The sequence below is a fragment of the Agromyces albus genome (assembly GCF_030815405.1).
GTDB lineage: Bacteria > Actinomycetota > Actinomycetes > Actinomycetales > Microbacteriaceae > Agromyces > Agromyces albus_A.
In genome coordinates, this window is sequence record NZ_JAUSWX010000001.1 from 3,930,917 (window position 1) to 3,954,646 (window position 23,730).

Below are 23,730 nucleotides of genomic sequence, written 5' to 3' on the forward strand. Positions count from 1 at the left end.
CCGGCTCCGACGAGGCATGGCATTGCATCGAATCAAGCTGTTCGAACTCGGCACCGAATTCGTGAGTCGTAGTGAGGCAAAACGGCTTGCCGTGGGCCTCGAGAAGTTCACCGAGGTCGAACTCGACTTCCAGGGCGTCGATCTTGTCGGGCAGGGCTTCGTCGACGAGCTGTTCCGCGTGTGGGCCGCTGACCATCCCGATACCCGCCTCATCCCGGTCCGTACGGACTCGGCAGTCGAGTTCATGATCAGACGAGGACTCGGCAGGGGCGAATGATCCACTGCACGTCGCATCCGCCTCAGGGCCGAGGGCGACGTAGGCTGGCGGAATGACTGACGTCACGCTCCCCTCAGGAATCGCGCACGACGAGCTCGACGAGGGGGTTCGCCCCCAAGACGACCTCTTCCGGCACGTCAACGGCAAGTGGATCGAACGCACCGCCATCCCCGACGACAAGGCGCGCTACGGCTCCTTCCTCGTGCTGCACGAAGAGGCCGAGCAAGCGGTGCGAGAGATCATCGAAGAGGCTCAGGATGCCGAGCCCGGCACCGAGGCGCGCAAGGTGGGCGACCTCTACGCGAGCTTCATGAACGAGCAGCGCGCCGATCTCCTCGGCGCCACGCCCATCGCCGGACAGCTCGTCGAGGTGTCGCTCATCGCCTCGATCGACACGTTCCTCGAGACCCTCGGCCGACTCGAGCGCCAGGGCGTCTCGGGTTTCGTGCAGCTCTACGTCGACAACGACCCGGGCGATCCCGAGCGCTACCTCGTGTTCGTCGAGCAGGGCGGCATCGGCCTGCCCGACGAGAGCTATTTCCGCGAAGAGCGCTTCGGCGAGATCCGCACCGCCTACGGTGCCCACCTCGAGCGGATGTTCGGGCTCGCTCGGCTCGAGGATCCCGCCGACCGCGCGGTCCGGGTCTTCGACCTCGAGACCGAGATCGCGAAGGCGCACTGGGACAACGTCGCCTCGCGCGACAGCGAGAAGACGTACAACCTGTACAAGTGGGCGGATGCCGCGGCAGCGGCATCCGGAACCACCGAAGGCGGCCGCGTCGACCTGGCCACGTGGCGCGACGCCATGGGGGTGCCCGCGGGCGCCTTCGACGAGCTCGTGCTGCGCCAGCCCTCGTTCGTCGAGGGCCTGAGTGCGCTCCTCACCGAAGACCGACTGTCGGCGTGGCGTGACTGGCTCGCCTGGCAGGTGATCCGGTCGAGCGCCGCCTACCTCTCGAACGACTTCGTCGAGGCGAACTTCGACTTCTACGGGCGCACCCTCACCGGCACGCCGCAGATGCGCGAGCGGTGGAAGCGCGGCGTCTCGCTCGTCGAGGGCGCCATGGGCGAGGCGGTCGGCCGCATCTACGTGGAGCGGCACTTCCCGCCCGCGGCGAAGGCCGAGATGGACGAGCTCGTCGCGAACCTCGTCGAGGCGTACCGCCAGTCGATCGCCGGGCTCGACTGGATGGGCCCGAAGACCCGCGCGAAGGCGCTCGACAAGCTCGACAAGTTCACGCCGAAGATCGGGTTCCCCGTGAAGTGGCGCGACTACTCGGCGCTCGAGATCCGCGACGACCTCGTGGGCAACGTGCGCGCGACCGCCGAATTCGAGTTCAACCGCGAGCTCGGCAAGATCGGCAAGCCCATCGATCGCGACGAGTGGTTCATGACCCCGCAGACGATCAACGCCTACTACAACCCGGGCTTCAACGAGATCGTCTTCCCTGCGGCGATCCTGCAGTACCCGTTCTTCACGCCCGAGCGGGATGCCGCAGCCAACTACGGCGCGATCGGCGCCGTGATCGGGCACGAGATCGGGCACGGCTTCGACGACCAGGGCTCGAAGTACGACGGCGACGGCCGGCTCACCGACTGGTGGACCGCAGCCGATCGCGAGGCGTTCGAGGAGCGCACGAAGGCCCTGATCGCGCAATTCGACACGCTCGCCCCGGCTCAGGTGCCCGACCACCACGTCAACGGCGCCCTCACGATCGGTGAGAACATCGGCGACCTCGGCGGGCTCGCGATCGCGTGGAAGGCCTACGTCATCTCGCTCGAGGGCGCCGAGCCGCCGGTCATCGACGACCTCACGGGTTCGCAGCGGTTCTTCCTCTCATGGGCGCAGGCCTGGCAGATGAAGGGCCGTGACGAGGAGGTCGTGCGCCTGCTCGCGATCGATCCGCACTCGCCGAACGAGTTCCGCTGCAACCAGATCGTCAGGAACATCGACGAGTTCTATGCTGGCTTCGGAGTGACCTCCGACGACGCCCTCTGGCTGGATCCAGCCGAGCGGGTGACGATCTGGTAGTCGACTTCTCGCAACCGCCAAATTCACCAAGTTCGAGCGCGCCGCAGACCGCGGTGGGGGAGCGCCGACCGTCTGAGGAAGATCGTGCAAGCACCGTGGTGACGTCGTCGCAGGGATCCGAGCGACGAGCGCGACACGCCAGCATCCGGCGCGGACGGCATCGCACGGAGGAGCCCAACGAGAACTTCTCGCGCGGCTTCCACTCCCTCGGCGAACTGGCGCTCGCCGGCGTGCAGGTCTCGGCACGCGCGACCGATCTCGCGACCGGCAAGGTGTTGTTCTCGGTCGACGACCACGTCGTGATGCCCACGGCCTCGATCGGCAAGGTGCTGCTCCTCGTCGAGGTGGCCTCCCGTCTCGCGGGCACGAGCGCCGAGGCGTTCACGGTGCTCGACCGTGCCCCGCGCGACTCCGTCGGCGACTCGGGCATCTGGCAGCACATGCAGTCGCCGTCGCTGCCGCTCGCCGACCTCGCGTCGCTCATCGGCGCGACGAGCGACAACCTCGCCACGAACGTGCTCATCCGCTACGTGGGCCTCGAAGCGGTGCGCGCCCGCACCGAGACGCTCGGTCTGACCCGCACGGCGTTGCTCGACCTCGTGCGCGACCATCGCGGCCCCGATGACGCCCCGCAGCTCTCGATCGGCTCGGCGAAAGAGCTCACGTGGCTCTTCGCCTCGCTCGCGCGCGGCGAGATCGTGAGCCCCGAGGTCTCACAACGGGTCGTCGGATGGCTCTCGCTCAACTCCGACCTGTCGATGGTCGCGAGCGCGTTCGGCCTCGACCCGCTCGCGCACCGCATGCCCGACCACAACGTGCTGCTCATGAACAAGACCGGCACCGACGGCGGCGTGCGCAGCGAAGTCGGGGTGCTCCGCGGACCGCGGGCGAGCGTGTCGTACGCCGTGTCGATGTACTTCGCCGACACGATGCTCTCGTCGCGCCTCGCGGTGCTCGACGGCATGCACCAGGTCGGCCTCGACCTGCTCGAGTACGTCCACTGACCCGCCCCGCGCCCTACCCGTCGCCCGCGAGCATCGCGATCCCCTCGAGCACCGCCACGTGCGTCTCGCGCGCCGCGAGCACCCGGAAGTGCCCCGCCACGGGCACCCGCACGTTCGTGGCGCCGTCGAGCACGCTGCCGTCGGGCACGTGCGGATCGTACGTGCCGAACACCGAGACGATGCGGGCGTTGACGGATGCCGCGCTGCCGAGCATCACGATCGTCTCGTCGCTCGGCAGCAGCGCCCTGATGCTCGGGTCGCGGAACAGCCGTGCCCGCCGCGCACCGCCGAACGGGGTGCACACGCCGACGACCCCGCGGATGCCGAGCGCGCCGGCGCGATCGCTGCTGTCGTCGCCGCCGACGAGCAGGTACTTGCCGATGAGCCCGCCCTTGCTGTGCCCGACGATGACGCGGCCGGCCCGAGGCACCGTCACCCGGGCGAGGGCCAGCTCGAGCCGGGCCGCCGTCTCGGCGATGCCGAGCCGGTTCGGTCCGAGTCCGTGTACGACGGTCACACGATGGCCCGCGGCGTTGAGCGCATCGCCGAGCGGTCGCAGGAACGACCAGTGCTCGTACACGCCGGGCAGCAGCACGATGTCGGACTTGGCGGGGTCACCCCTCCGCCAGTGCGCCGGTGGCCGCCGCGCGCCTACGAGGGCGAGCTGGCGGCCGGCGGCGTAGGCATAGTCACGGACCCACCAGCCGACGGCGCTCAGCCGATTCATCCGCTCGGCCTTCAGGGGTTCGTCGGGCATGCTCACGTCACGACCGACCGGCTCGCCGCGCGCGTACCGGGCGACCATCTCGCCGACCTGGCTCCCGGTGACGACCATCGTGTCGTGGCCACGGCCGGGCACTTCGGCGAAGCGGCCCTTGGGAGCCAGCGCCGCCATCTCCTCAGCCCAGTAGCGTGGCACGAGGTGGTCCTTCTCCCCGCGGATCACGAGGGTGCCGGCTTCGATCAGCGGCAGTGCCTGTTCGATGCGGTGCTCGAGCATCGGCCGCAGGTTCGCGACGAACCAACGCGGCCCGGCCTGCGTGTATGCGGCGATCCCCTGTACGAGCACCTTGGGGTTCACGACGGCGATGTCCTGCAGGAATCGCAGCGTCTGCATCGCGAGGGTACGCTCCCGCGGGTTCACGCTGGCTCCGATGAGCACGATCCGTTCGACGAGCTCGTGATGTCGCGCCGCGGTCTCCGCGACGACCTGTGCGCCCGTGGAGTGGCCGACGAGCACGGGTCGCTCGATGCCCTCGGCCACGAGCAGCTCGGCGAGCAGCTCGCCCAACGCGGCGATGCTGAGCGGTTCCCGCGGCTCGGGGGCGTCGCCGAATCCGGGCAGGTCGAGAGCGTACACGGTGCCCGTCGGCTCGAGGACCTCGGCGACGCCGTCCCAGTACTCGTGCGCCATGCCGAGGCCGTGCACGAGCACGTACTCGGGCCCGTCGGGAACGCCCGACTCGCGGATGACGATCACGTGCTCGCCCCTCCGGAACTCGCGAGTCGTCGGCATGCCCGCAGTCTATGCGGGCGACTCCCGTAGCCAGGCCTCGATACCCATGGCGTCGATCGGCAACGCCGCGGTGAGCACCTCATGCCCCGTCGCCGTGACGAGCAGGTCGTCTTCGATGCGGATGCCGATGCCGCGCAGTTCGGGCGGCACCGTCAGGTCGTTCGCCTGGAAATAGAGGCCGGGTTCCACGGTGAGGACCGTCCCGCGCCGCAGCGGCTCAGCGAGGTACCGCTCGTCGCCGATCTTCGCGCAATCGTGAACGTCGAGTCCGAGATGGTGCCCGGTGCCACTCGGGAGGTACCGACGGTGCTGCTGCCCCGTCGGTGACATGGCCTCGTCGACGGAGACCCGCAGGATGCCGAGCTCGTGCAGCGCGGTCGCGATCGACTCGTAGGCGGTGCTCCGCATGTCGAGGAACGACTTGCCGGGGCCGATCTCGGCCATCGCCGCGCGGTGCGCGCGCTCGACCAGGTCGTGCACCTCCCGCTGCGCGGGCGTGAAAGTGCCGTCGACGGGCAGCGAGCGGGTCACGTCGGCGGTGTACAGGGAGCGCGCTTCGACGCCGGCGTCGATGAGCACGACCTGGCCTGGCAGCACGGGGCCGTCGCACCTCGTCCAGTGCAGCGTGGGAGCATGCGGGCCGCTGCCGACGACGGTCGAGTAGCCGACTCCGTTTCCGAACGTCCTCGCGTGGCGCTCGAACGTGGCCTGCAACCAGCGCTCGCCACCGAACTCCATGGCTGCCGGCAACTCGGCGGCGACCGCACGGAACCCGGCGACCGTGGCATCCACCGCGGAACGCAACTGCGCGATCTCCCAGTCGTCCTTCACGAGCTTCGCCGCCGAGAGCGCGACGTGGAGGTCCGCCGACGGGGCGACCCGATCCACGAGTCGAGGCTCGGGGGCGCCCGCTCCGAGCGTGTCGGCGGAGAGCGTGTCGAGCGCGTCGCCGAGGGCATCGAGCGACCTGACCTCGATCTCGAGCGCGGTCGCCCACTCCGCGAGGCCCGCAGCCGGGCCGATCCACAGTTCGCCGCGCAACGGGTCGGCGTAGAAGGCCTCATCGCCGGCCGCGACGGGCTCGGGAATGAAGAGCGCGGCGTCGTGTCCGCCGCCGGCCGGCGTCATGATGAGCACCGCGCCTTCGGCCTGGCAGGACGTCAGCCAGACGAAGTCGCTGTCGGGGCGGAAGTCGAACTCCGTGTCGTTCGAGCGCACGTGCGATCGGCCGGCCGTCACGACGATCGTGCGCCCCGGGAACTGCGCTCCGATCGTTTCGCGATGCCGCCGTGCGGCGGGGCCGGCGCCGGCGACCACGTCTGCGTGGCGATCGACGGGCCCCCAATCGGAGGCCAGGTAGCGCCGGAACTCCTCGGTATCGGGGAGCGGCTGGGTGCGAGGGTCGCGGTAGGCGAAGGGCTCTGGACGCATGGACCCCAGTAAGCCAGCGTGCGCGAAAGGCCGTCAAGTCGTCGCAACGCTGTTCGACGAAACATCCGGACGGGTGACCGCATCCGGTGCAGTTTGTCTCATATCACGACGGTGCAGGACCTCGATTCGAGACGGAACGCGACTCGGTTGACACTCGTTTCCTCGCCTCCACACAATGTCGTCATGACCGGATCCGACCATCAGACCACTCCAGCCACGCCCGACGTCGACCTCGATCGGCGGGTGTTCGACATGGTCTCGTCCACCTCGAGCATCGTCGACCACGATGCCCCGACGCGCTTCGTCTACCACGAGGCCGACGGCGTGCTGTGGGGGGAGTACGTGGGCGACACGGTGGCGGTCGGCCGCTTCTGCGGTGTGCGGAACCAGGCCCGGATCGACATCTCCTTCGTGCACCGGAGCCATGACGCCGAGACGACCACCGGGAACGCCTCGTCGATCATCTCGCGGAACGCGGATGGCACCCTCCTGCTCACCGAGGAGTTCCGCACGCCCGACGGCGTGCTCCACATGAGCGTCTGCCGCGAGGTCGTCTGAGCGCGGCCGGTCCGGCCGGCTCGGCGGTCAACGCCTCCGTCGATCGGGGACGCGTTGCGCGCGATCGTCGCTCGTGCGCACGAATCGGGTCATGCCGAAGCGCTCACCGGAGTCCTCGACGGAGGAGGTCGCCGAGCGCGTCATCCGGAGCGAGACCTGGGCGCGCTCCTCGTCCATGAGGAAGACCGTCGTGGTCGCCTTGATCGACGGCCATTGCGCCAACCGAGTGGCGACGAGTTCGTGGATGGCCGACACGTCGGGCGCCCGCACGAGGAGCATGGCATCGTGCTCCCCGGTGGTGACTGCGAAGTACTCGAGCTCGGGCACGGAGGACAGTCGCGCCCGGAAGTCGGCCCACTGGCTCTGCCGGAGGGTGATGAACACCATCGCCGCCACGCCGAGCCCGACGGCTGCCGGATCGATCTCGGCGTGAACCCCCTGGATGACCCCCGCCCGGACGAGGGCTTCGTAGCGCGTGTAGGCGTTGGATCGCGAGATGCCCAAGTGCTCCGCCAAGGCGGCGACGGAGGTGCGGCCGTCTTCGCGCAGCAGTTCCAGCATGCGAACGTGCGTGTCATCGAGTTGCATCCGAGACTCCATCTGTCCAGTCGCAGCAGTGAGGAAGGGCTCCGACTGAGAGGATATGCCATTTCTTCGGCAGAATCGAGACGATTCTTCTTCGTTATCCCATCGATGATTGACGAATGATCTGCCCGCACACTACTTTCTCACTCATCCCTCCAATCAGATAAGGAGCACCACCTTGTCACGATCGTTCCGCCGCACAGCCCGGCGCGGCGCGGCCGCCCTCGGCGTGGCCCTTGCGGCCTCGCTCGCGTTCAGCGCCTGCTCGCCGACTCCCGCCAGCGACTCCGCCGCCGGCACGTCGCTCGTCGTCGATGCCTCGTTCGACCTGAAGACCGCCGACCCCAATCGCGAGTACGAGACCACTGGGGGGATCGTCGCGAAGGCCCTCTACGAGACGCTCCTCACGTTCGACGGCGACGACGTCACGGCGCCCGTCGACGGACTCGCGAGCTATGAGATCAGCGACGACAACACGGTCGTGACGCTCACCATGAACGAGGGCCACACGTTCTCCGACGGTTCCGACGTGACCGTCGACGACGCGGTGTTCTCGCTGCAGCGTGTGCAGGGCCTCAAGGGCAATCCCTCATTCCTGCTCGACGGCGTGACGATCGAGAAGACCTCCGAGACGACGCTCACGCTGACCTCCGAGTCGCCGAACCCGGCGCTTCCGTTCATCCTCCCGAACCCGGCGCTCGGCGTGGTCAACCAGGAGGTCGTCGAGGAGAACGGCGGCAGCGCCACCGCCGACGACGACGCCGAGACGTTCCTCAACACCGAGTCGGCGGGCTCGGGCCCCTACATCCTCGAGTCCTTCGACGCGGCATCCCAGGTGGTGTTCACCGCGAACCCCGAGTACACCGGCACGAAGCCCGCGTACGAGCGGGTGGTACTCCGCAACGTGCAGGGCCCGACGCAGAAGCTCAACGTCGAGGCCGGCGACTCGCAAGTGGCACTCGACCTCAATCCCGACCAGGTCTCCGAGCTCGACACCTCGAAGGTCTCGATCATCGCGAACCCCTCGCGGTACATGATCTTCCTGTTCCTGAACCAGAGCCCCGCGGTCAGCGAGATCACGAGCAACCCGAAGTTCCTCGAGGCGTTCAAGCTCGGCATCGACTACGACAAGATCGTGGATCTCGCCGGTGAGGGCTCCATTCGTCCGGGCGGCTTCATCCCGTCGATCTTCAACGGGGCCCTCGACGCGGCCGACGGCAACCAGTTCGACGCCGACGCGGCAGCGGCGGCGCTCGCCGAGTCCGGATACGCCGGCGAGGAGGTCACGCTGAACTTCCCGAACGACATCACCGTGCAGGGGCTCTCCCTCCAGAGCGTCGCGGAGTCGATCCAGGCGCAGCTCAAGGAGGTGGGCATCAACATCACGCTCGCCCCCGCCCCCGTCGCCACCGAGCTCGACGCCTACCGCGACGGCAAGGAGACGGTCGGTCTCTGGTACTGGGGCCCCGACTTCCCCGACCCGTCGAACTACCTGGCCTTCACGCCGGGTGAGCTCGTGGGCCTGCGGGCCGGCTGGGCAGCCGGCGCCGACCCCGCGGTGACCGACCTGGCGACCGCCGCCGTGACGGCGACCGACCCCGACGCACGTGCCGCCGCCTATGAAGAGCTGCAGAAGGCGCAGAACGCGAGCGGGCCGTTCATCCCGCTGCTTCAGCCGGCGCAGAACGTGGTGACCGCGACGACCATCACCGCGGTGCCGCTCAACCCGACCTGGACCGTCGATCTTGCCGGAATCGAGTAGCACGGCTCCCGGGAAGCAGGGCGCGCGAGCGGGCATCCACCCGCTCGCGCGCTACCTCGGCGTCAGGGCGGGCCTGACGATCCTCCTGCTCTTCGGGGTGACGCTCGTCACGTTCACCCTCACGAACCTCGTCCCAGCCGATCCGGTGCAAGCGGCGCTCGGCGAGCAAGCCGCCGCGAACCCCGAGATCGTTGCGCAGTTCCGGGCGAACGCCGGTCTCGACCAGCCGCTCCCGGTGCAATACGTGACGTACCTCGGCAACGTCCTCCAGGGCGACCTGGGCGTGTCGCAGCAGACGCGTGCGCCCGTCGCCGACGACCTCGGCAAGGCGTTCCCGGCGACCGCGGAGCTCGCGCTCGCCGCCATCCTGATCTCCATCGTCCTCGGGGTCGGCCTCGGAATGTGGGCGGCGCTGCGGCGGCGCACGATCACCGACCAGGTCATCCGCGTCGTGAGCCTCATCGGCATCTCGGTGCCGTCGTTCTGGCTGGCGCTCGTCGTCTACTTCGTGTTCTTCTCGCAGCTGCGCTGGTTCCCGGGCTCGGGCCGGCTCTCGCCCGCCACGATCCCGCCGCCGAAGGTGACGGGCATGTACACCGTCGACTCCCTGCTCGCCGGCCAGTGGGCGACGTTCGCCGATGCGGTCGCTCACCTGATCCTGCCGGCTGCGGTGCTCGCGCTCTACACGATCGGCCTCCTCACTCGCTTCGCGCGGTCGGCCATCCTCGAGGTGCTCGATCTCGACTACGTGCGCGCCGCCCGCGCCAAGGGCCTTCCCGGCCGCGTGGTCCTCACGCGGTATGTGCTGCGCGGCGCGCTCGTGCCGATCATCACGGTGCTCGGCGTCGCGTTCGGCTCGCTGCTCTCGGGCACGGTGCTCGTCGAGAAGGTCTACTCCTGGCACGGGCTGGGTGAGTACGCCTACTCGGCCGCCACCAAGCTCGACCTGCCGGCCATCATGGGCGTCGGCCTCGTCGTCGGATGCGTCTACATCGGGTTGAACTTCCTGGTCGACGTGCTCTACGGCTTCATCGACCCGAGGGTGAGGGTGGCATGACCGAACGTGGCATGACCGACGTGCTCGCTGTGCAGACGCGTCGCAAGGGCCGCTTGCGCATCTCGAAGCAGCTCCGCACGCCGCTCGCGATCACAGGCGGCGCCATCGTGGTGTTCTGGCTGCTCGTCGCGCTGCTCGCGCCGTGGGTCAGCCCGTACGATCCGCTCGCCCAAGACTTCGAGCGGCTGCAGGCGCCGGGCGCCGAGCACTGGTTCGGCACCGACCAGGTCGGTCGTGACGTGCTGTCGCGCGTCGTCTCGGGTGCGCAGGTGTCGATCCCGCTCGCCCTCATGCTCGTCGTGTTCGCGATGCTCATCGGTTCAGTGCTCGGGGCGATCGCGGGCTACTTCGGCAAGGCGATCGACGAGACGATCATGCGCATCGCCGACCTCGTGTTCGCGTTCCCGACGATCATCCTCGCGATGGTGATCGCCGCCGCGCTCGGCCCGAGCCTGACGAACGCCGTCATCGCGATGCTCATCGTGTCGTGGCCGGCCTATGCCCGCGTGACCCGGTCGCTCGTCCTCGGTGCGCGCAACGCGGAGTACGTGATCGCGGGCCGCCTGCTCGGCAACGGCCCGTTCACGTCGCTCGGCAAGGACATCCTGCCGAACGTGATCTCTCCCGTCGTCGTGCTCGCGACGCTCGACGTCGGAACGGCGATCCTGCTCCTCTCCGGGCTGTCGTTCCTCGGCCTCGGCGCGGTGCCGCCAACGCCCGACTGGGGCTCGATGGTCGCCGACGGCGTGCAGCAGTTCTCGTCGTGGTGGATCGCGGCGTTCCCGGGCCTCGCCATCCTCACGGTCGTGCTCGCCTTCAACTTCCTCGGCGACGCCCTCCGCGACGCCCTCGATCCGCGGTCGCAAGAGGCCGTGCAGGGGAGGGCGCTGTGAGCGACAACACCGTGAGCACCACGAACCGACTCGAGCCGACCGAACCGGGCGGCGCGCCGGGCAGCGGCGTCGTCATCTCGGGCCTCACCCTGAGCTTCGGTCGCGGTGAGGCGCGTAAGGAGATCCTCCGGGGCATCGACCTCGACGTGCCCGCCGGGAGGATCACGGGTCTCGCGGGCGAATCGGGCTCGGGCAAGACCATGACGGGCCTGGCCGTGTGCGGACTGCTCCCGGCCGGCGCCGACCTCGGCGGCAGCATCCGCTTCGAGGACACCGAGCTCATCGGCCTCGAACAGCGCAGCATGAACCGCTTCCGCGGAGCGAAGATCGCCATGATCTTCCAGGACCCCTCGGCGAGCCTGCACCCGATGCTCACGATCGAGGCACAGCTCGTCGACCACTACCGCCACCACACCCGTGCGTCGAAGCGCGCCGCGCGGGAGCGCGCGCTCGAGATGCTCGGCCTCGTCGCCGTGCCGCACCCCGAGGCTGCACTGCGGAAGTACCCGCACCAGTTCTCGGGCGGTCAGCTGCAGCGCATCGCCATCGCGTCGGCGCTCATGTGCGAGCCGTCGGTGCTCATCGCCGACGAACCGACCACTGCGCTCGACGTCACCGTGCAGGCCGGCATCCTCCGCCTCCTGCGCAAGCTGTGCGACGAGCTCGGCATCGCGATCATCCTCGTGACGCACGACCTCGGGGTGATGTCGGCGCTCGCCGACACGATCGCGGTGATGCGCATGGGCGAGATCGTCGAGCACGGTGATCGGCACCAGGTCATCACCGCCCCGAGGCATCCGTACACGAAGGCACTCATCGATGCGCTGCCCGAGTCGGGCACGCACCCGAGCGACGGGACCGCATCATGACCCTACTGAAGCTCGACCAACTCGAGGTCTCGTACAAGCTGCCCGGTCGCGGTTCGCTCAAGGCGGTCGACGGCGTGAGCTTCGACCTCGAACCACGTCAGGTGCTCGGGCTCGTCGGCGAATCCGGATGCGGCAAGTCGACGCTCGCCCGAGCGGTGTGCGGCCTCGAGCCGGCTTCGAGTGGCTCGATCTCGTTCAACGGCCGGCCCGTCGGCAAGCTCGGCCTGCGGAAGCGCGACCCCGCACTCATGCGGATCCAGATGGTGTTCCAGAACCCGTTCGCCTCGCTGAACCCGCGGCGCACGATCGGCAGCCAGATCGAGGACGGCCTCCGGGTGAATCCCGACCGCGACGCCTGGAGCGTGCCCGACCTGCTCGAGCACGTCGAGCTCGACCCCGCCAGCCGATCGAGGTTCCCGCATCAGTTCTCGGGCGGCCAGCGCCAACGGGTCGCCATCGCGCGCGCCATCGCGGCCGGCCCCGAGCTGCTCATCGGCGACGAGCCGATCGCGTCGCTCGACGCGTCGCTGCAGGCCCGCATCGCGATCCTCATGCGCAACCTCGCCGTCGAGACGGGCGCGGCGCTGCTGTTCATCAGCCACGACCTCTCCGTTGTGCGGGTGATCGCCGACGACGTCGCCGTCATGAGCGCGGGCCGCATCGTCGAGCGCGGTCCGGTCGCGCAGGTCTGGTCGGCGCCGGAGCATCCGTACACGCAGCGGCTCCTCGCGGCCATCCCCGTCGTCGACGGTCTGGGTGTGCTGCCGGGCTGACCCGCGCAGGTGCGCTCGGTGCCGCGTCCGCAGATTCAGTCGATGATGCCGGATGCCGCGAGCCGGGCGAGCACCTCGGCGCCCGCGGGCGGGCAGCGGTGCGCGTCGGCCGTGGTCACCCAGTGCACGCTGCCGACCTCGGCCGAGGCTGCCGGCGCGGCATCCGTCTCGGCTCGGAACACCCGCATGCGCACGAGCCGGCCCTCTGGCTCGCCGTGCGCTTGCACGACGACCTCGAAGAGCTCGTCGAGCGTGGCGGGGTCGAGGTCGAGGGCGACCTCTTCTCGGGCTTCGCGTGCCGCGGCATCCGCTGCGCTCTCGCCGTCGTCGATCTTGCCGCCGGGCATGTAGAAGACGTCGCGGTCGCGTGCGGTGACCATGAGCACCCGGCGCTCGCGCACGAGGGCGATCGCGGCGACGAGGAGGTCGGGCAGGTGCGGCATCCGTTCCACCCTATGCGGCGGGCGCACCGTGAGCGGCGGGCGCACCGTGAGCGGCGGGCGCACTGTGAGCGGCGGGCGCTACGACACCTTCGTGAGGGTGCGCACGAGCGCGACCGCCTCCTTCGGCGACACCTCGGGGAGGTACGCGCGGCCGATCGCGACGCCGATCGCGGGGAGGGCGAGCGGGTCGGGGTAGGCCATCGAGATGGTGTGGTACTCGGGATTGAACTTGGCCTTGAAGCGGAAGAGCGAGGTGAAGCCGTAGGCGGGCTCGAGGGTCTTGGCGAGCCAGTCGAGCAAGCGGGTCATCACGGTCGCGGGCGGCGGCTCCTCGCCGGGGGCGAGCGGCTTCGTCGCGAGCGGAGCACCGGAGAGGCTCAGGAACTCGGCTCCCTCCTCTTTCATGTGCAGCGCCGCCGAGGCGATGAGGAACTCCATCACGCCGTTCATCGATCCGTCGGCTCGGCGCATGAAGTCGATCGTCCAGCCGATCGGCACGCCCTCGCGGTAGGTCGGCAGCCAGCTCGTCACGGCCTGCAGCCGTCCGTCGGGACCGACCGCGAGCATGAGCCGCACCTCGGGGTCCTTCAGCTCCTCCATGCCGCCGAGCGTGAAGCCCATCTCGGGCAGCTCCTTCTCGGCGACCCACTCCTCCGAGATCGCGTTGATCGCGGCGACCGTCGCGAGCGGGAGCTCGTCCCACGTCGTCCACACGGTCGTGAGGCCCTCCTTGATGCCGCGGTTGAGCGCTTGCCGCACCTTCTGCCACGGCTTGCCTGTGAGCTCGAGGCCCGTCGTCGTGACCACGGTCTCCTCGCCGACCGGCATGTGCTGCCAGCCAAGCGCCTCGAAGACGGGTAGGTAGCGGTCGTGCACGCTGTAGAACACCGGCACCCAGCTGTTGCGGTCGCAGAAGGCCGCGAACTCGCGGATCGTCTGCCCATCGCGCGCCTCGCGGCAGATCGGGTCGGACATCGTGATCGCGATGCCGTTCACCACGCGGTAGGCCACAGCGGCCTGCTCATCGTCGCTGAACCAATAGGAGTTGCCCGGCCACGTCGCCATGAAGCCGAGCGAACCACCCCCGCCGCGCTGCAGGTTCGCGAGCACCCGGTCGCGGTCGCGTGTATGCGAGCGATCGGCCGTCGCCGACAGGAACGGCACGGCGGCGATCACGAAGATCGCCCAGAACAGCGGCCCGACGAGCTGGTACAGCACGAACGTGACGTCATGCACCGGCACGACGATCGGGTCGAAGGCCGCCACGAAGTGAACCGGCACGAATCGCTTGACGGTGTCGATGAGCACGTCGAGCGGCGTGGCATCCGGAACGAACTCCTCGATCGTCACGAGCGCGGTGATGAGATACGCACCGGCGAGCACCACGAACGAGCCGACCACCACGCCCGTGAAGCGCGCGACGGCGCGGTTCGGGGCACGAATGGCGAACTGCCGCCGGAACACGAGCAGGAGCACCGCCATCCCGACCGGCAGCAGCACGGCGGCGATCGTCCAGACGATGAGCTCGCCAACGTCGAAGCCGGTCCACTCCTCGCCGTCGGCGATCGTCGCCGCGAGGTCGAACGAGAACCACGCCAGCAGGGCGAGCGCGATGTTCACCGCGACGGCGAGCAGGAGCGCGAAGCGCCGGCCGTTGCGCAGCCCCCACGCCGCGAGCAGCAGGAGCACGAGCGGCAGGAACGAGAGCAGGATGACGCCCGGGCCCTGCGCGCTCAGCAGTGCGAGCTGCCGGTCGCAGAAGGCGGAGGTGACGCTCGCGCACTCGGTGAGCACGGCGTCGGCGTCGGGCACCTCGGCGCCGAAGAGGCTCGCCGAGAATGCGAACGGCGTCAGCTCCTCGCCGTTGATGAGCGACACGATCGGGCCCGATCGCCGTGATGGCCACCGCCGTCGCGATGAGCGTGCGCGTCTCCCGGTGCGAGCTGCGGCGAGGCGCGAGCGTCGACGGATTGCGGGTGAGCACGGCGCCGAGCGCGAGTCCGGCGAGGCCCGCGATCAGCCGGTAGACGTTCGAGGAGTCGCCGTCGTAGAGCACGAACACGAGCACGAAGGCGAAGGTGACGATACGGATGCGTCGGCGCCAGAGCGCCGTCATGAATGCCGTGGCGGTGATGAGCGCGCCGACGATGCCCGTCAGCGGATCGAGCGTGAGGTCGATCGAGGTGCCGGTCGCCCACCACTCGCCGGCGAGGCTGCCGAGCCACTGCAGCAGCACGCCGACGGTCACGCCGATGACGCCCGTGACGACGAACGCGAGGATCGCCCGCGCGGTGCCGAGGCGGAGCTCGGCGATGCCGAGCAGGGTCGCCGCGAGCACGACGCCGGCCACCAGCTGGAACGGATCGGCGGGGATGGCAAGCGCCGTGAGCACGCTCCACCAGCGACCGAGTTCGATCGTGGTCCCGACGCCGGCCGCCCAGGTCGCCTCGGTGTCCGCGCTCGCGGCGCCGACGATCGAACCCGTGATCACCGCCGTGGCGATGACGAGCACCGCGAAGGCGAAGCTGAACGGCACGCGCCGCGCGAACCCGGCGACGGCCGAGGTGGTCGATTGAAGCCGGCCGGCGGGTTCGACATCGGCTTCGGAGGCAGTCGCCCGATCGGTGTCGCTCATGCGTGCGCTCCTAAGCTGCCGGCGGTGCCGCGAGTCCGAGCCGCGGGTAAAGCACCTCGAACCCCTTGCGCAAGCCGCCCTTCAGCCCGCTCGCGCCGTGGTCGGCATCGGGCACGGCGAAGAAGGTCGTCTGCATGCCGGCCAGCGCCGCGGCATCCGCCAATCGCTGCGTTCCGGGGCCGAATCCCGAGTCGTCGGCGCCGACCGTGAAGATCGCCATCGTGTCGGGATACGGCGCCCTGGCGGCCATCATGTTCGCGGGCTTCACGGCGTCGTAGGCGAGCTGGTCGCCCGCGAAGATCGTGTTGAGCACCTCGTCGGAGTGCTCGGCGCCCGGAAACTCGTCGGGTGACAGCGCGAGCAGGTTGCCGAAGGTCTCGAAGTACTTCGTGCCGAAGTACGCCGCGCACTCGCCGCCGTTGGAATAGCCCGCGACCGTCCAGAACTGGCGCCCCCGCAGCACGTTCAGCTCCTGCAGCGCCCACGGCACGACGTCGCCCATCACGTAGGTCTCGACGTTGCCGCGCTCCGTGTTGAGGCACATCGGATCGTCGGCCGGGTCGCCGAGCTGGTCGATGACGAGGGCGATGGGCGCGAGGCCGTTGTGATGGGCTGCGTACTCATCGAGCACCCCGGCGATGAAGCTCGCGTCGGGGTTGCCCGGCTGGCCCATCATCATGATCACGAGGGGCAATCGGGGGGCGTCGTCGACCAGTGCTGCCGGCGGCAGGTAGATCTGTGCCGCTCGGGCGGGGAACCCCGAGTTCGTGTTGGGGATCCCGCCCTCGACGGTGCCGATCGCGCCCTTGGCCGGCATCCCGGCGGGCGCCAGCCATGTGAGGTAGAGGGGGTCGACCGGGTCCGCCTCGTTGGGGTCGGGGGCTTCGGGATCGATCGCGCGGAGGGTGGAGGCGTTCAGCATCGACCCCAGCGTGGGGTTCAGCCCGTATGCCGCGTTGATGCCGAAGACCGCCGTGAGCGCGAAGATCGGAATCGCGAGCAGGGCGACGAGCTTGCGCCACCACCGGGTGAACCAAAGGTTCCAGATCGCGATGAAGACGCCCGCGAACACCGCTGGAATCCAGAACCACGCGGCATCCGTCACGGGTCCGCCAAACCAGTTGAGCACGTACACCGCGGCCCAGAGCACGCCCGCGCCGACCATGGCGCCGACGATGATCAGCACGATCGCCGTGAGCACCCAGGATCCGGATGCCTCGCGGCCGAGCAGGTAGATCGCCACGAGCGCGCTGAGCCCGTACATGACCACGATGAACGGACCGTCGACCACGTTCACGTCGAGCAGGAAATCCCACACAGTGCGCCCCCTCGCCCCAAGGAGTGACGATGACGCCAGCGTAGTCTTCGCGGGGGCCCCGGGCCATGAACCGGATGCCCCGAGTCGGGGGGACACGGCGGCCCTCGCGACCGCCCATAAGATGGACTCCGTACGTTTCCGGGCCCTCGCCCGATTCCCCTCAGGACCATTGGAGCCACCGTGGCCGCACCCAGCCGTCTCGATTCTGTCATCACCCTCGCCCAGCACCGGGGCTTCGTCTTCCAAGCCGGCGAGATCTACGGCGGATCCCGCTCGGCGTGGGACTACGGGCCCCTCGGCGTGGAGCTGAAGGAGAACATCAAGCGCCAGTGGTGGCGCTACATGGTGCAGAGCCGTGACGACATCGTGGGCCTCGACTCGAGCGTCATCCTGCCTCGGCAGGTATGGGAGGCGTCCGGTCACGTCGAGGTCTTCAGCGATCCGCTCGTCGAGTGCCTGCAGTGCCACAAGCGCTACCGCGAAGACCACCTCATCGAGGAGTTCGAGGAGAAGAAGGGCCGCGAGCCCGTCGGCGGCCTCGCCGAGATCGCGTGCGCGAACTGCGGCACGCGCGGCCAGTGGACCGAGCCGCGCGCATTCTCGGGCCTCCTGAAGACCTACCTCGGCCCGGTCGAAGACGAGGCCGGCCTGCACTACCTCCGCCCCGAGACGGCGCAGGGCATCTTCGTGAACTTCGCCAACGTGCTGCAGACGGCGCGCATGAAGCCGCCGTTCGGCATCGGCCAGATCGGCAAGTCGTTCCGCAACGAGATCACTCCCGGCAACTTCATCTTCCGCACGCGCGAGTTCGAGCAGATGGAGATGGAGTACTTCGTCGAGCCCGGCACCGACGAGGAATGGTTCGACTACTGGATCCAGCACTGCTGGGACTGGTTCACGGGCCTCGGCCTCAAGCCCGACAACATCCGCTACTTCGAACACCCGAAAGACAAGCTGTCGCACTACTCGAAGCGCACGATCGACATCGAGTACCGCTTCGGGTTCACCGGCGGCGAGTGGGGCGAGCTCATGGGCGTCGCCAACCGCACCGACTTCGACCTCTCGACCCACTCGAAGCACTCGGGCAAAGACCTCTCCTACTTCGACCAGTCGAAGAACGAGCGGTGGACCCCCTACGTCATCGAACCCGCGTTCGGCCTCACCCGAGCGCTCATGGCCTTCCTCATCGACGCCTACGACGTCGAAGAGGTGCCGAACGCGAAGGGCGGCGTCGACACCCGCACGGTGCTCCGCCTCGATCCGCGCCTCGCGCCCGTGAAGGCCGCGGTGCTCCCGCTGTCGCGCAACGAACGGCTCTCGCCGCTCGCTCGCGAGGTCGCGGCATCCCTTCGGCAGAACTGGAACGTCGACTTCGACGACGCGGGCGCCATCGGGCGCCGCTACCGTCGCCAAGACGAGATCGGCACGCCGTTCTGCATCACCGTCGACTTCGACTCGCTCGATGACAACGCGGTGACGGTGCGCGACCGCGACACCATGCAGCAGGAGCGCGTGCCGCTCGCCGAGCTGCAGGGATACCTCGCGTCGCGACTCGTCGGCGCGTAGTCCTCGCGACGCCGTCGCTCTCCATCCCGTCCGCATTCCGTAAGGTCTGCGCCGGGTCTGTGCTCGCACGCTTGGTTAGCGTGAGAGGAGCAGAGTCGCAGTGACTCGCGAATCGAGGTGGAGATGCTGCAGCAGGCACGAACGACCGGCGCGATGATCGCGATCGCGCTCGCCGCATTCACGCTCGCAGGGTGTGCCGGCGGCACCGAGGCTCCGACCACGACGGCGCCGATGACGGAATCGCCGATGACCGACGAGCCCATGACCGACGAGCCCGCAGCTGAGCCCACAGCTGAGCCGACCGAGGAGCCGGCGGCGGATGCCCCGGGCGCCTACGTCGACTACACCGACGATGTCATCGCGACGACCGCCGGCCGGAAGGTGCTGTTCTTCCACGCGAGCTGGTGCCCGCAGTGTCGTACCCTCGATGAGGAGCTGCGCACCCAGGGTGTGCCCGACGGGCTCACCGTCATCAAGGTCGACTACGACAGCATGACCGAGTTGCGCCAGCGCTACGGCGTCACCCTGCAGACGACCGTCGTCTACGTCGATGACGCCGGCGAGATGCTCTCGAGCGCCGTGATCTACGACGAGCCGTCGGTCGCCTCGCTCGTCGCCGCCGGCCCGTGACCGCCTCGCTTGCCCTCGCCCTCGCCGCCGGCGTGCTGACGGTCGCCGCCCCGTGCGTGCTGCCGCTCCTGCCCGTGATCATCGGCGGATCGATCGTGCGCGACGGCGACGAGCGGCGTGCCCAGTGGCGGCCCTTCGTCATCGCGGGCTCGCTCGCGGTGAGCGTCGTGGTCTTCACCCTGCTGCTGAAGGCGACGACCGCGCTGCTCGGCATTCCCCCGCAGGTCTGGCAGGTGATCGCCGGCGGCATCATCATCCTGCTCGGCGTCGACCTCATCTTCCCCGTGCTCTGGGATCGGCTCTCGAGCGCGCTCCGCCTGCAGTCGCGCAGTGGAGAGATGCTCGATCGATCGGTGCGCCGGCAGAGCGTGGCCGGCGACATCCTCACCGGTGCGGCGCTCGGGCCGGTGTTCAGCAGTTGCAGCCCCACCTACGCCCTCATCGTCGCGGCGGTGCTGCCCGTCTCGTTCGGCGAGGGGCTCGGCTACGTCGTGGCCTACGCGGTCGGCCTCGCCGGAATGCTGCTGCTCATCGCGCTCCTCGGGCGCGCCTTCGTGCGCCGGCTCGGCTGGCTCGCGAACCCGAACGGGTGGTTCCGGCGCACCATCGGCGTCGTGTTCATCCTCGTCGGCGTCGCGGTCGTCGCGGGCCTTGACAAGCAACTGCAGACGCTCATCCTCGATCTCGGCTGGTACGAGCCGATCGCACGCCTCGAGGAGTTCCTCGGCTTCAGCTGAGTCGTTCGGCGGTTGCGCTATCGGGCGGCCTCCGCGGTCCACTCGCGCCGCAAGATGCCGTAGACCGCCGTGTCCTCCCACTCGCCGTAGTGGTACTCCTCTTCGAGCATCGTTCCCTCGCGGCGCATTCCGAGGCGCTCGCAGAGCGCCGCCGAGGCGAGGTTGCGTGAAGCGAGCAGGGCTTGAACGCGGTGCGCCCTGAGCGACTCGAACGCGAATCGCAGCACCTCGCGCGCGCCCTCGAACGCAAGGCCGCGGCCCTGGAAGGCGGGATGCACGACCCATCCGATCTCGAGCTGCGCATGCTCCGCACTCGACACGCGCAACATCAGGTCGCCGATGACGCGGTCGCCCTTGGTACCTTCGCGCGAGAACGACAGCGATGGCTCACCCACGAGCACCATCGCGAAGATCAGTGCGTCATCGTCGTCGGCGATGGTGCGCCACGCGGCGCGCTTCTCGGTGTGCTGCCGGCCCTCTTCGCGGTCGCGCTCCGGCCACGGGATGAACCGCAGCACCTCGGGCAGTCGCTGGTACTCGTAGACGTCGTCGGCGTCGCTCGGCAGGAGCGGTCGGAGCACCATGCGCTCGGTGCGAAGCGGCGTCGCGTCGAGATGCGTCGCGTCGTACGGCACGGCGAGGGCGGGCGGCCCGTCGGCTGCCGCGAGGTTCGTGCGCTCATCATCCACGTCATTCACTGCAGGCCCGGCCGTCTCGTGCACGTCTACAAATCTACTGAGTCCACGAGCGGATGCCGCAGCGAAACGATCACACGACGGACCGAGACTCAGGACGCGTCGGCCGCCCCGGTCGCGGACTGCGGTCGCGAAACCTCGGACACCGCGGCATCCGGCGTCACACCGAAGACCGCCGCGACACCGTCGACCCACGCGCGCTGCTCGCCGGCACGCGCGTGCTCGCGGGAGCGCACCATCGGGGTGTGCAGCAGCACGCCGGCCAGGTGGCGGAGCGCGGCCTCGGTGCGGCCGTCTTCGTCGCCACGGGCGCGAGCGCGCTCGATCTCGTCTTCGAGGATTCCGAAGACGTGCTTGCGCAGGGCGACCACCGCGGGGGCGACGTCGAGCTCTTCGCGCGACTCGCCGAAGGTGCGGGCGGCGCGGCCGACGATCTCGCGGGCGGCATCCGTGGCTCCGAGCTCTTCGAGCGGAGCGTGGATGCGAATGGTCTCGAGGTCGAGCAGGTCGACGCCGGGCACCTCGGCGACGTCGGGGGCGACGTTGCGGGGAAGACCCAGGTCGACGACGAGCTGGCGTGCGCCCGGCTTGAGCCCGTCGGAAGCGGATGCCGCGAGCACGGCGCGGCCCTCGGTGAGCACCGCTTTGTCGACCACGTGGTGCTCGACCGTGGTGCACGTGACGATGACGTCGGCGCTCGCCGCGGCGACCGCGTAGTCGGCCTTGGTCACAGCGTCGATCGCGTGGCTGGCCGCGAACTTGCCCGCGCGGCCCGAGGGAGAGTACACGCGCACGTCGATCGCGCCGCGCTCGCGCAGTGCCGCGAGCGACGCGCCGGCGTAGCGGCCGGTGCCGACGAGCAGCACCCGGGCCTCGGCCCAGTCGGGCACGCGGCTCTCGGCGAGGTCGAGGGCGAGGCGCACGAGCGAGCGGCCTGCGCCGCCGATGCCGGTCTGGTTCTTCACGCGGCGTGAAGTCTGCGAGGCACGCTGGAAGAGGCGCTCGAGGTCGGGGGTCGTCGTGCCCTCGGCACGGGCGCGCTCGAGCGAACGGCGCACCTGGCCGGCGATCTCGCCCTCGCCGATGACGACGGATTCGAGCCCGGATGCCACGGCGAACAGGTGGCCGGCCACGGCGTTGCCATGCACGAAGCCGAAGGTCGTGCGCAGCTCTTCGGGCTCGAGGCCGGCAGCCGTGCCCACCGCGCGGATCGCCTCGTGCACGAGCGGAACCGGCGACGATCCCTCAGGCGCGTCGAGGTCGAGGTAGGCCTCGAAGCGATTGCAGGTGGCCACTACGACGGCGCCCTGAACCGCATCGTCGACCGCGAGGATGCGCGGCGCGGCGTGTTCCGCGTTCGCCGAAAGACGCTCGAGTGTGTCGAACCCGGCGTTCTTGTGACTCGCGGTGAGGCAGATGAGCACGAGACGATTCTACCCGCCGTCGAATCCGCTTTTGCCGTGGCGCGTCATCGGGTGAATCGAGCGGATGTCGCGCAGCTCAGCGCATCGCCAATTGCGACCTCGACCGACCCAGCGAGGTCGGTGCCGTCGTGGGGCGCAGGTCGAGGCCCTCGGCCTTCAGCGCGTCGCGGTGCTTGGCTTTCCAGCTGCGCACGACCGCGTAGAACGGGGCTTCGCTGAGCGCGAACGAGCCCGGGCGTTCGGTGCCGAGCATGATCGGCAACTCGACGCTCGTGCCGCCGCGGCGCACGCGCATTACGAGCACCGGGACGAGAGACGTGCCCACCACGATCGTGTCGCTGCGGATGTTACGCACCTCGCGCCACGGGAACTGAATCGCGCGCTGCGGCCGGCGCCCGCCGTTCCAGAAAGAGATGCCGAAGGGGTCGACGACGATCGAATAGCGTCGCGCGAGCTGCACTTCGCGCGACCCCTCGGGCAGAAGGTCGTTCAGGCTGCGCACGAGCATCCGGCTCCGGATGCCGCAGCTCACCTCGCCCCGCATGGTCGCCTCGAGCGCCGCTCGTCGCGAGCGGGCGCGGGCAAGATCGTTGAGGTGCATGAACAGCCAGACGAACGCGCCGATCGCCACGATCGCGACGAAGCTGGCGGCGGCACGAGGGCCGGGCACCGGTGGCAGCAGGGTCATCAGCCGGTCGAGGAACGACGAGCCGGCGATGATGCCGCCGATGAGGAGCGCCGCAGCGGCGGCGATCACCGCGGTGAGGCCGCGACGGTGGGGCGCGGCGACGTTCATCGCTCGACCACCCGGCATCTGGACACGGGCGGACCTGGCGGCGAGGTCAGGTGTGATTCAACGGGTCGGGGGCACAGCACGATATCGGGCATGTCTTCTCCGTGGGGGGCGGAGGCGCGTCATCGGGAACTCGGCGCGTCGCCATGTTTGGGTGAACACGACGGAACCGACTGTAGCGCGGGAGCGCTCTCAGCGACAGTATTTTTTGGGGCGCTTGTCCCACTTGGCGCGTGCGCAGGCGCGACGTGAGCGGTCTGGCGTCGACCGGACGCGATCAGCGATCGGTGATGAGCAGCATGTTGCGATCCGGGTCGCGTGTCGTGAAGAACCGGCATTGATCGGGGTCTCCCGAAATCCCCGAGACGTCCATCCCCGCCGCGCGAAGCGACTCCCGTGTGCCATCGAGGTTGGACACCAGAAAGTTGCACGTGGCCCACTCGAGGCCCGGACGCTGGGCGATCCCGCTTGCCGGCCCGAGCAGAGTGATGGCCGTGCCGTCGTCGCCCCCGAGCACGGCACTCGCTTCGCCCGTCTCCCGGATCGTCAAGGCGAAGGTGTCGCGATACCAGGCTGCGGAGCTCTTCGGGTCCTCGACGGGGATGAATGCGGTGGTGATCCGTGGCATGGGTCAACCGTAGAGCGGGCGAGGCGAGGGATGGAGAAGAACACTCCACCGGTGCCTGTCACGCGCTCCATATGTCGATCCCCGTTGTCTCGGCTTCGCGGCGG

Annotated in this window: 23 protein-coding genes; 13 read left to right on the plus strand and 10 right to left on the minus strand. The window is 69.2% G+C overall.

The features are described 5' to 3' along the window. Positions 1–16 precede the first annotated feature (16 nt). From QFZ29_RS18655 to QFZ29_RS18665, 3 genes are all read left to right on the plus strand, one after another. Positions 17–277, plus strand: coding sequence for an STAS-like domain-containing protein (locus QFZ29_RS18655; protein WP_306895957.1), 261 nt, complete (start codon positions 17–19; stop codon positions 275–277). A gap of 52 nt (positions 278–329) precedes the next feature. After that, positions 330–2,309, plus strand: a complete 1,980-nt coding sequence (locus QFZ29_RS18660; protein WP_306895960.1) for a M13 family metallopeptidase — start codon at positions 330–332, stop codon at positions 2,307–2,309. A 98-nt stretch (positions 2,310–2,407) separates the two neighbouring features. Next, positions 2,408–3,313, plus strand: coding sequence for a serine hydrolase (locus QFZ29_RS18665; protein ID WP_373426243.1), 906 nt, complete (start codon positions 2,408–2,410; stop codon positions 3,311–3,313). 13 nt (positions 3,314–3,326) lie between these two features. Here the strand turns inward: QFZ29_RS18665 and QFZ29_RS18670 are convergent, their stop codons facing one another. Together QFZ29_RS18670 and QFZ29_RS18675 are read right to left on the minus strand one after the other, a co-directional pair. Beyond that, the gene (locus QFZ29_RS18670; RefSeq protein WP_306895963.1) at positions 3,327–4,829 is read right to left on the minus strand and encodes an alpha/beta fold hydrolase; all 1,503 of its coding nucleotides are present in this window, start codon (positions 4,827–4,829) and stop codon (positions 3,327–3,329) included. Positions 4,830–4,838: 9 nt separating this feature from the next. Beyond that, the gene (locus tag QFZ29_RS18675; protein ID WP_306895965.1) at positions 4,839–6,260 is read right to left on the minus strand and encodes an aminopeptidase P family protein; all 1,422 of its coding nucleotides are present in this window, start codon (positions 6,258–6,260) and stop codon (positions 4,839–4,841) included. Positions 6,261–6,443: 183 nt separating this feature from the next. Between QFZ29_RS18675 and QFZ29_RS18680 the strand changes: the two genes are divergently transcribed. Continuing rightward, positions 6,444–6,818 (plus strand): hypothetical protein, encoded by a 375-nt coding sequence (locus QFZ29_RS18680; RefSeq protein WP_306895967.1) that lies wholly within the window; start codon positions 6,444–6,446, stop codon positions 6,816–6,818. Positions 6,819–6,845: 27 nt separating this feature from the next. Here QFZ29_RS18680 and QFZ29_RS18685 read toward each other — a convergent pair whose 3' ends face one another. Continuing rightward, positions 6,846–7,406, minus strand: coding sequence for an Lrp/AsnC family transcriptional regulator (locus tag QFZ29_RS18685; protein WP_306895968.1), 561 nt, complete (start codon positions 7,404–7,406; stop codon positions 6,846–6,848). 175 nt (positions 7,407–7,581) lie between these two features. Here QFZ29_RS18685 and QFZ29_RS18690 point away from each other — a divergent pair, with 175 nt between their 5' ends. The 5 genes from QFZ29_RS18690 to QFZ29_RS18710 are packed head-to-tail and all read left to right on the plus strand — an operon-like array spanning position 7,582 to position 12,757. Beyond that, positions 7,582–9,165: an ABC transporter substrate-binding protein gene (locus tag QFZ29_RS18690; protein ID WP_306895969.1), complete on the plus strand. Its 1,584-nt coding sequence runs from the start codon at positions 7,582–7,584 to the stop codon at positions 9,163–9,165. Further along, positions 9,149–10,222, plus strand: coding sequence for an ABC transporter permease (locus tag QFZ29_RS18695; protein ID WP_306895971.1), 1,074 nt, complete (start codon positions 9,149–9,151; stop codon positions 10,220–10,222). The genes QFZ29_RS18690 and QFZ29_RS18695 overlap by 17 nt, the downstream gene beginning before the upstream one ends. After that, positions 10,219–11,115: an ABC transporter permease gene (locus tag QFZ29_RS18700; RefSeq protein ID WP_306895974.1), complete on the plus strand. Its 897-nt coding sequence runs from the start codon at positions 10,219–10,221 to the stop codon at positions 11,113–11,115. Before QFZ29_RS18695 ends, QFZ29_RS18700 begins: the two co-directional genes overlap by 4 nt. Continuing rightward, a complete protein-coding gene (locus QFZ29_RS18705) occupies positions 11,112–11,984 on the plus strand; it encodes an ABC transporter ATP-binding protein (protein ID WP_306895976.1) in 873 nt (290 codons plus the stop codon). The genes QFZ29_RS18700 and QFZ29_RS18705 overlap by 4 nt, the downstream gene beginning before the upstream one ends. Then, positions 11,981–12,757 (plus strand): ABC transporter ATP-binding protein, encoded by a 777-nt coding sequence (locus QFZ29_RS18710; RefSeq protein WP_306895978.1) that lies wholly within the window; start codon positions 11,981–11,983, stop codon positions 12,755–12,757. Before QFZ29_RS18705 ends, QFZ29_RS18710 begins: the two co-directional genes overlap by 4 nt. A 35-nt stretch (positions 12,758–12,792) precedes the next feature. Here QFZ29_RS18710 and QFZ29_RS18715 read toward each other — a convergent pair whose 3' ends face one another. Together QFZ29_RS18715 and QFZ29_RS18720 are read right to left on the minus strand one after the other, a co-directional pair. Further along, positions 12,793–13,200, minus strand: a complete 408-nt coding sequence (locus QFZ29_RS18715) for an NUDIX domain-containing protein (RefSeq protein WP_306895979.1) — start codon at positions 13,198–13,200, stop codon at positions 12,793–12,795. Between the two features lie 78 nt (positions 13,201–13,278). Next, entirely contained in the window at positions 13,279–15,078 is a 1,800-nt protein-coding gene (locus QFZ29_RS18720; RefSeq protein WP_306895981.1) for a bifunctional lysylphosphatidylglycerol flippase/synthetase MprF, read from the minus strand. Between the two features lie 236 nt (positions 15,079–15,314). Between QFZ29_RS18720 and QFZ29_RS18725 the strand changes: the two genes are divergently transcribed. Beyond that, positions 15,315–15,776 (plus strand): hypothetical protein, encoded by a 462-nt coding sequence (locus QFZ29_RS18725; RefSeq protein WP_306895983.1) that lies wholly within the window; start codon positions 15,315–15,317, stop codon positions 15,774–15,776. Between the two features lie 69 nt (positions 15,777–15,845). Here QFZ29_RS18725 and QFZ29_RS18730 read toward each other — a convergent pair whose 3' ends face one another. After that, on the minus strand, positions 15,846–17,153 hold the full coding sequence (locus tag QFZ29_RS18730) for an alpha/beta hydrolase-fold protein (RefSeq protein ID WP_306895985.1): 1,308 nt from the start codon (positions 17,151–17,153) through the stop codon (positions 15,846–15,848). 180 nt (positions 17,154–17,333) lie between these two features. On the opposite strand from QFZ29_RS18730, the gene QFZ29_RS18735 reads away from it, so the two are divergent. From QFZ29_RS18735 to QFZ29_RS18745, 3 genes are all read left to right on the plus strand, one after another. Continuing rightward, positions 17,334–18,719, plus strand: coding sequence for a glycine--tRNA ligase (locus QFZ29_RS18735; protein WP_306895987.1), 1,386 nt, complete (start codon positions 17,334–17,336; stop codon positions 18,717–18,719). A 123-nt stretch (positions 18,720–18,842) separates the two neighbouring features. After that, positions 18,843–19,349, plus strand: a complete 507-nt coding sequence (locus tag QFZ29_RS18740; protein WP_306895989.1) for a thioredoxin — start codon at positions 18,843–18,845, stop codon at positions 19,347–19,349. Beyond that, a complete protein-coding gene (locus QFZ29_RS18745) occupies positions 19,346–20,086 on the plus strand; it encodes a cytochrome c biogenesis CcdA family protein (RefSeq protein WP_306895991.1) in 741 nt (246 codons plus the stop codon). The genes QFZ29_RS18740 and QFZ29_RS18745 overlap by 4 nt, the downstream gene beginning before the upstream one ends. A gap of 17 nt (positions 20,087–20,103) precedes the next feature. Here the strand turns inward: QFZ29_RS18745 and QFZ29_RS18750 are convergent, their stop codons facing one another. From QFZ29_RS18750 to QFZ29_RS18765, 4 genes are all read right to left on the minus strand, one after another. Further along, entirely contained in the window at positions 20,104–20,808 is a 705-nt protein-coding gene (locus QFZ29_RS18750) for a GNAT family N-acetyltransferase (RefSeq protein WP_306895993.1), read from the minus strand. Positions 20,809–20,873: 65 nt separating this feature from the next. Further along, complete coding sequence (locus tag QFZ29_RS18755; RefSeq protein WP_306895995.1) at positions 20,874–22,205, minus strand: glutamyl-tRNA reductase; 1,332 nt, start codon at positions 22,203–22,205, stop codon at positions 20,874–20,876. 76 nt (positions 22,206–22,281) lie between these two features. Continuing rightward, complete coding sequence (locus tag QFZ29_RS18760) at positions 22,282–23,001, minus strand: hypothetical protein (protein WP_306895997.1); 720 nt, start codon at positions 22,999–23,001, stop codon at positions 22,282–22,284. A gap of 274 nt (positions 23,002–23,275) precedes the next feature. Continuing rightward, on the minus strand, positions 23,276–23,626 hold the full coding sequence (locus tag QFZ29_RS18765) for a VOC family protein (RefSeq protein ID WP_306895999.1): 351 nt from the start codon (positions 23,624–23,626) through the stop codon (positions 23,276–23,278). Between the last annotated feature and the right edge of the window lie 104 nt (positions 23,627–23,730).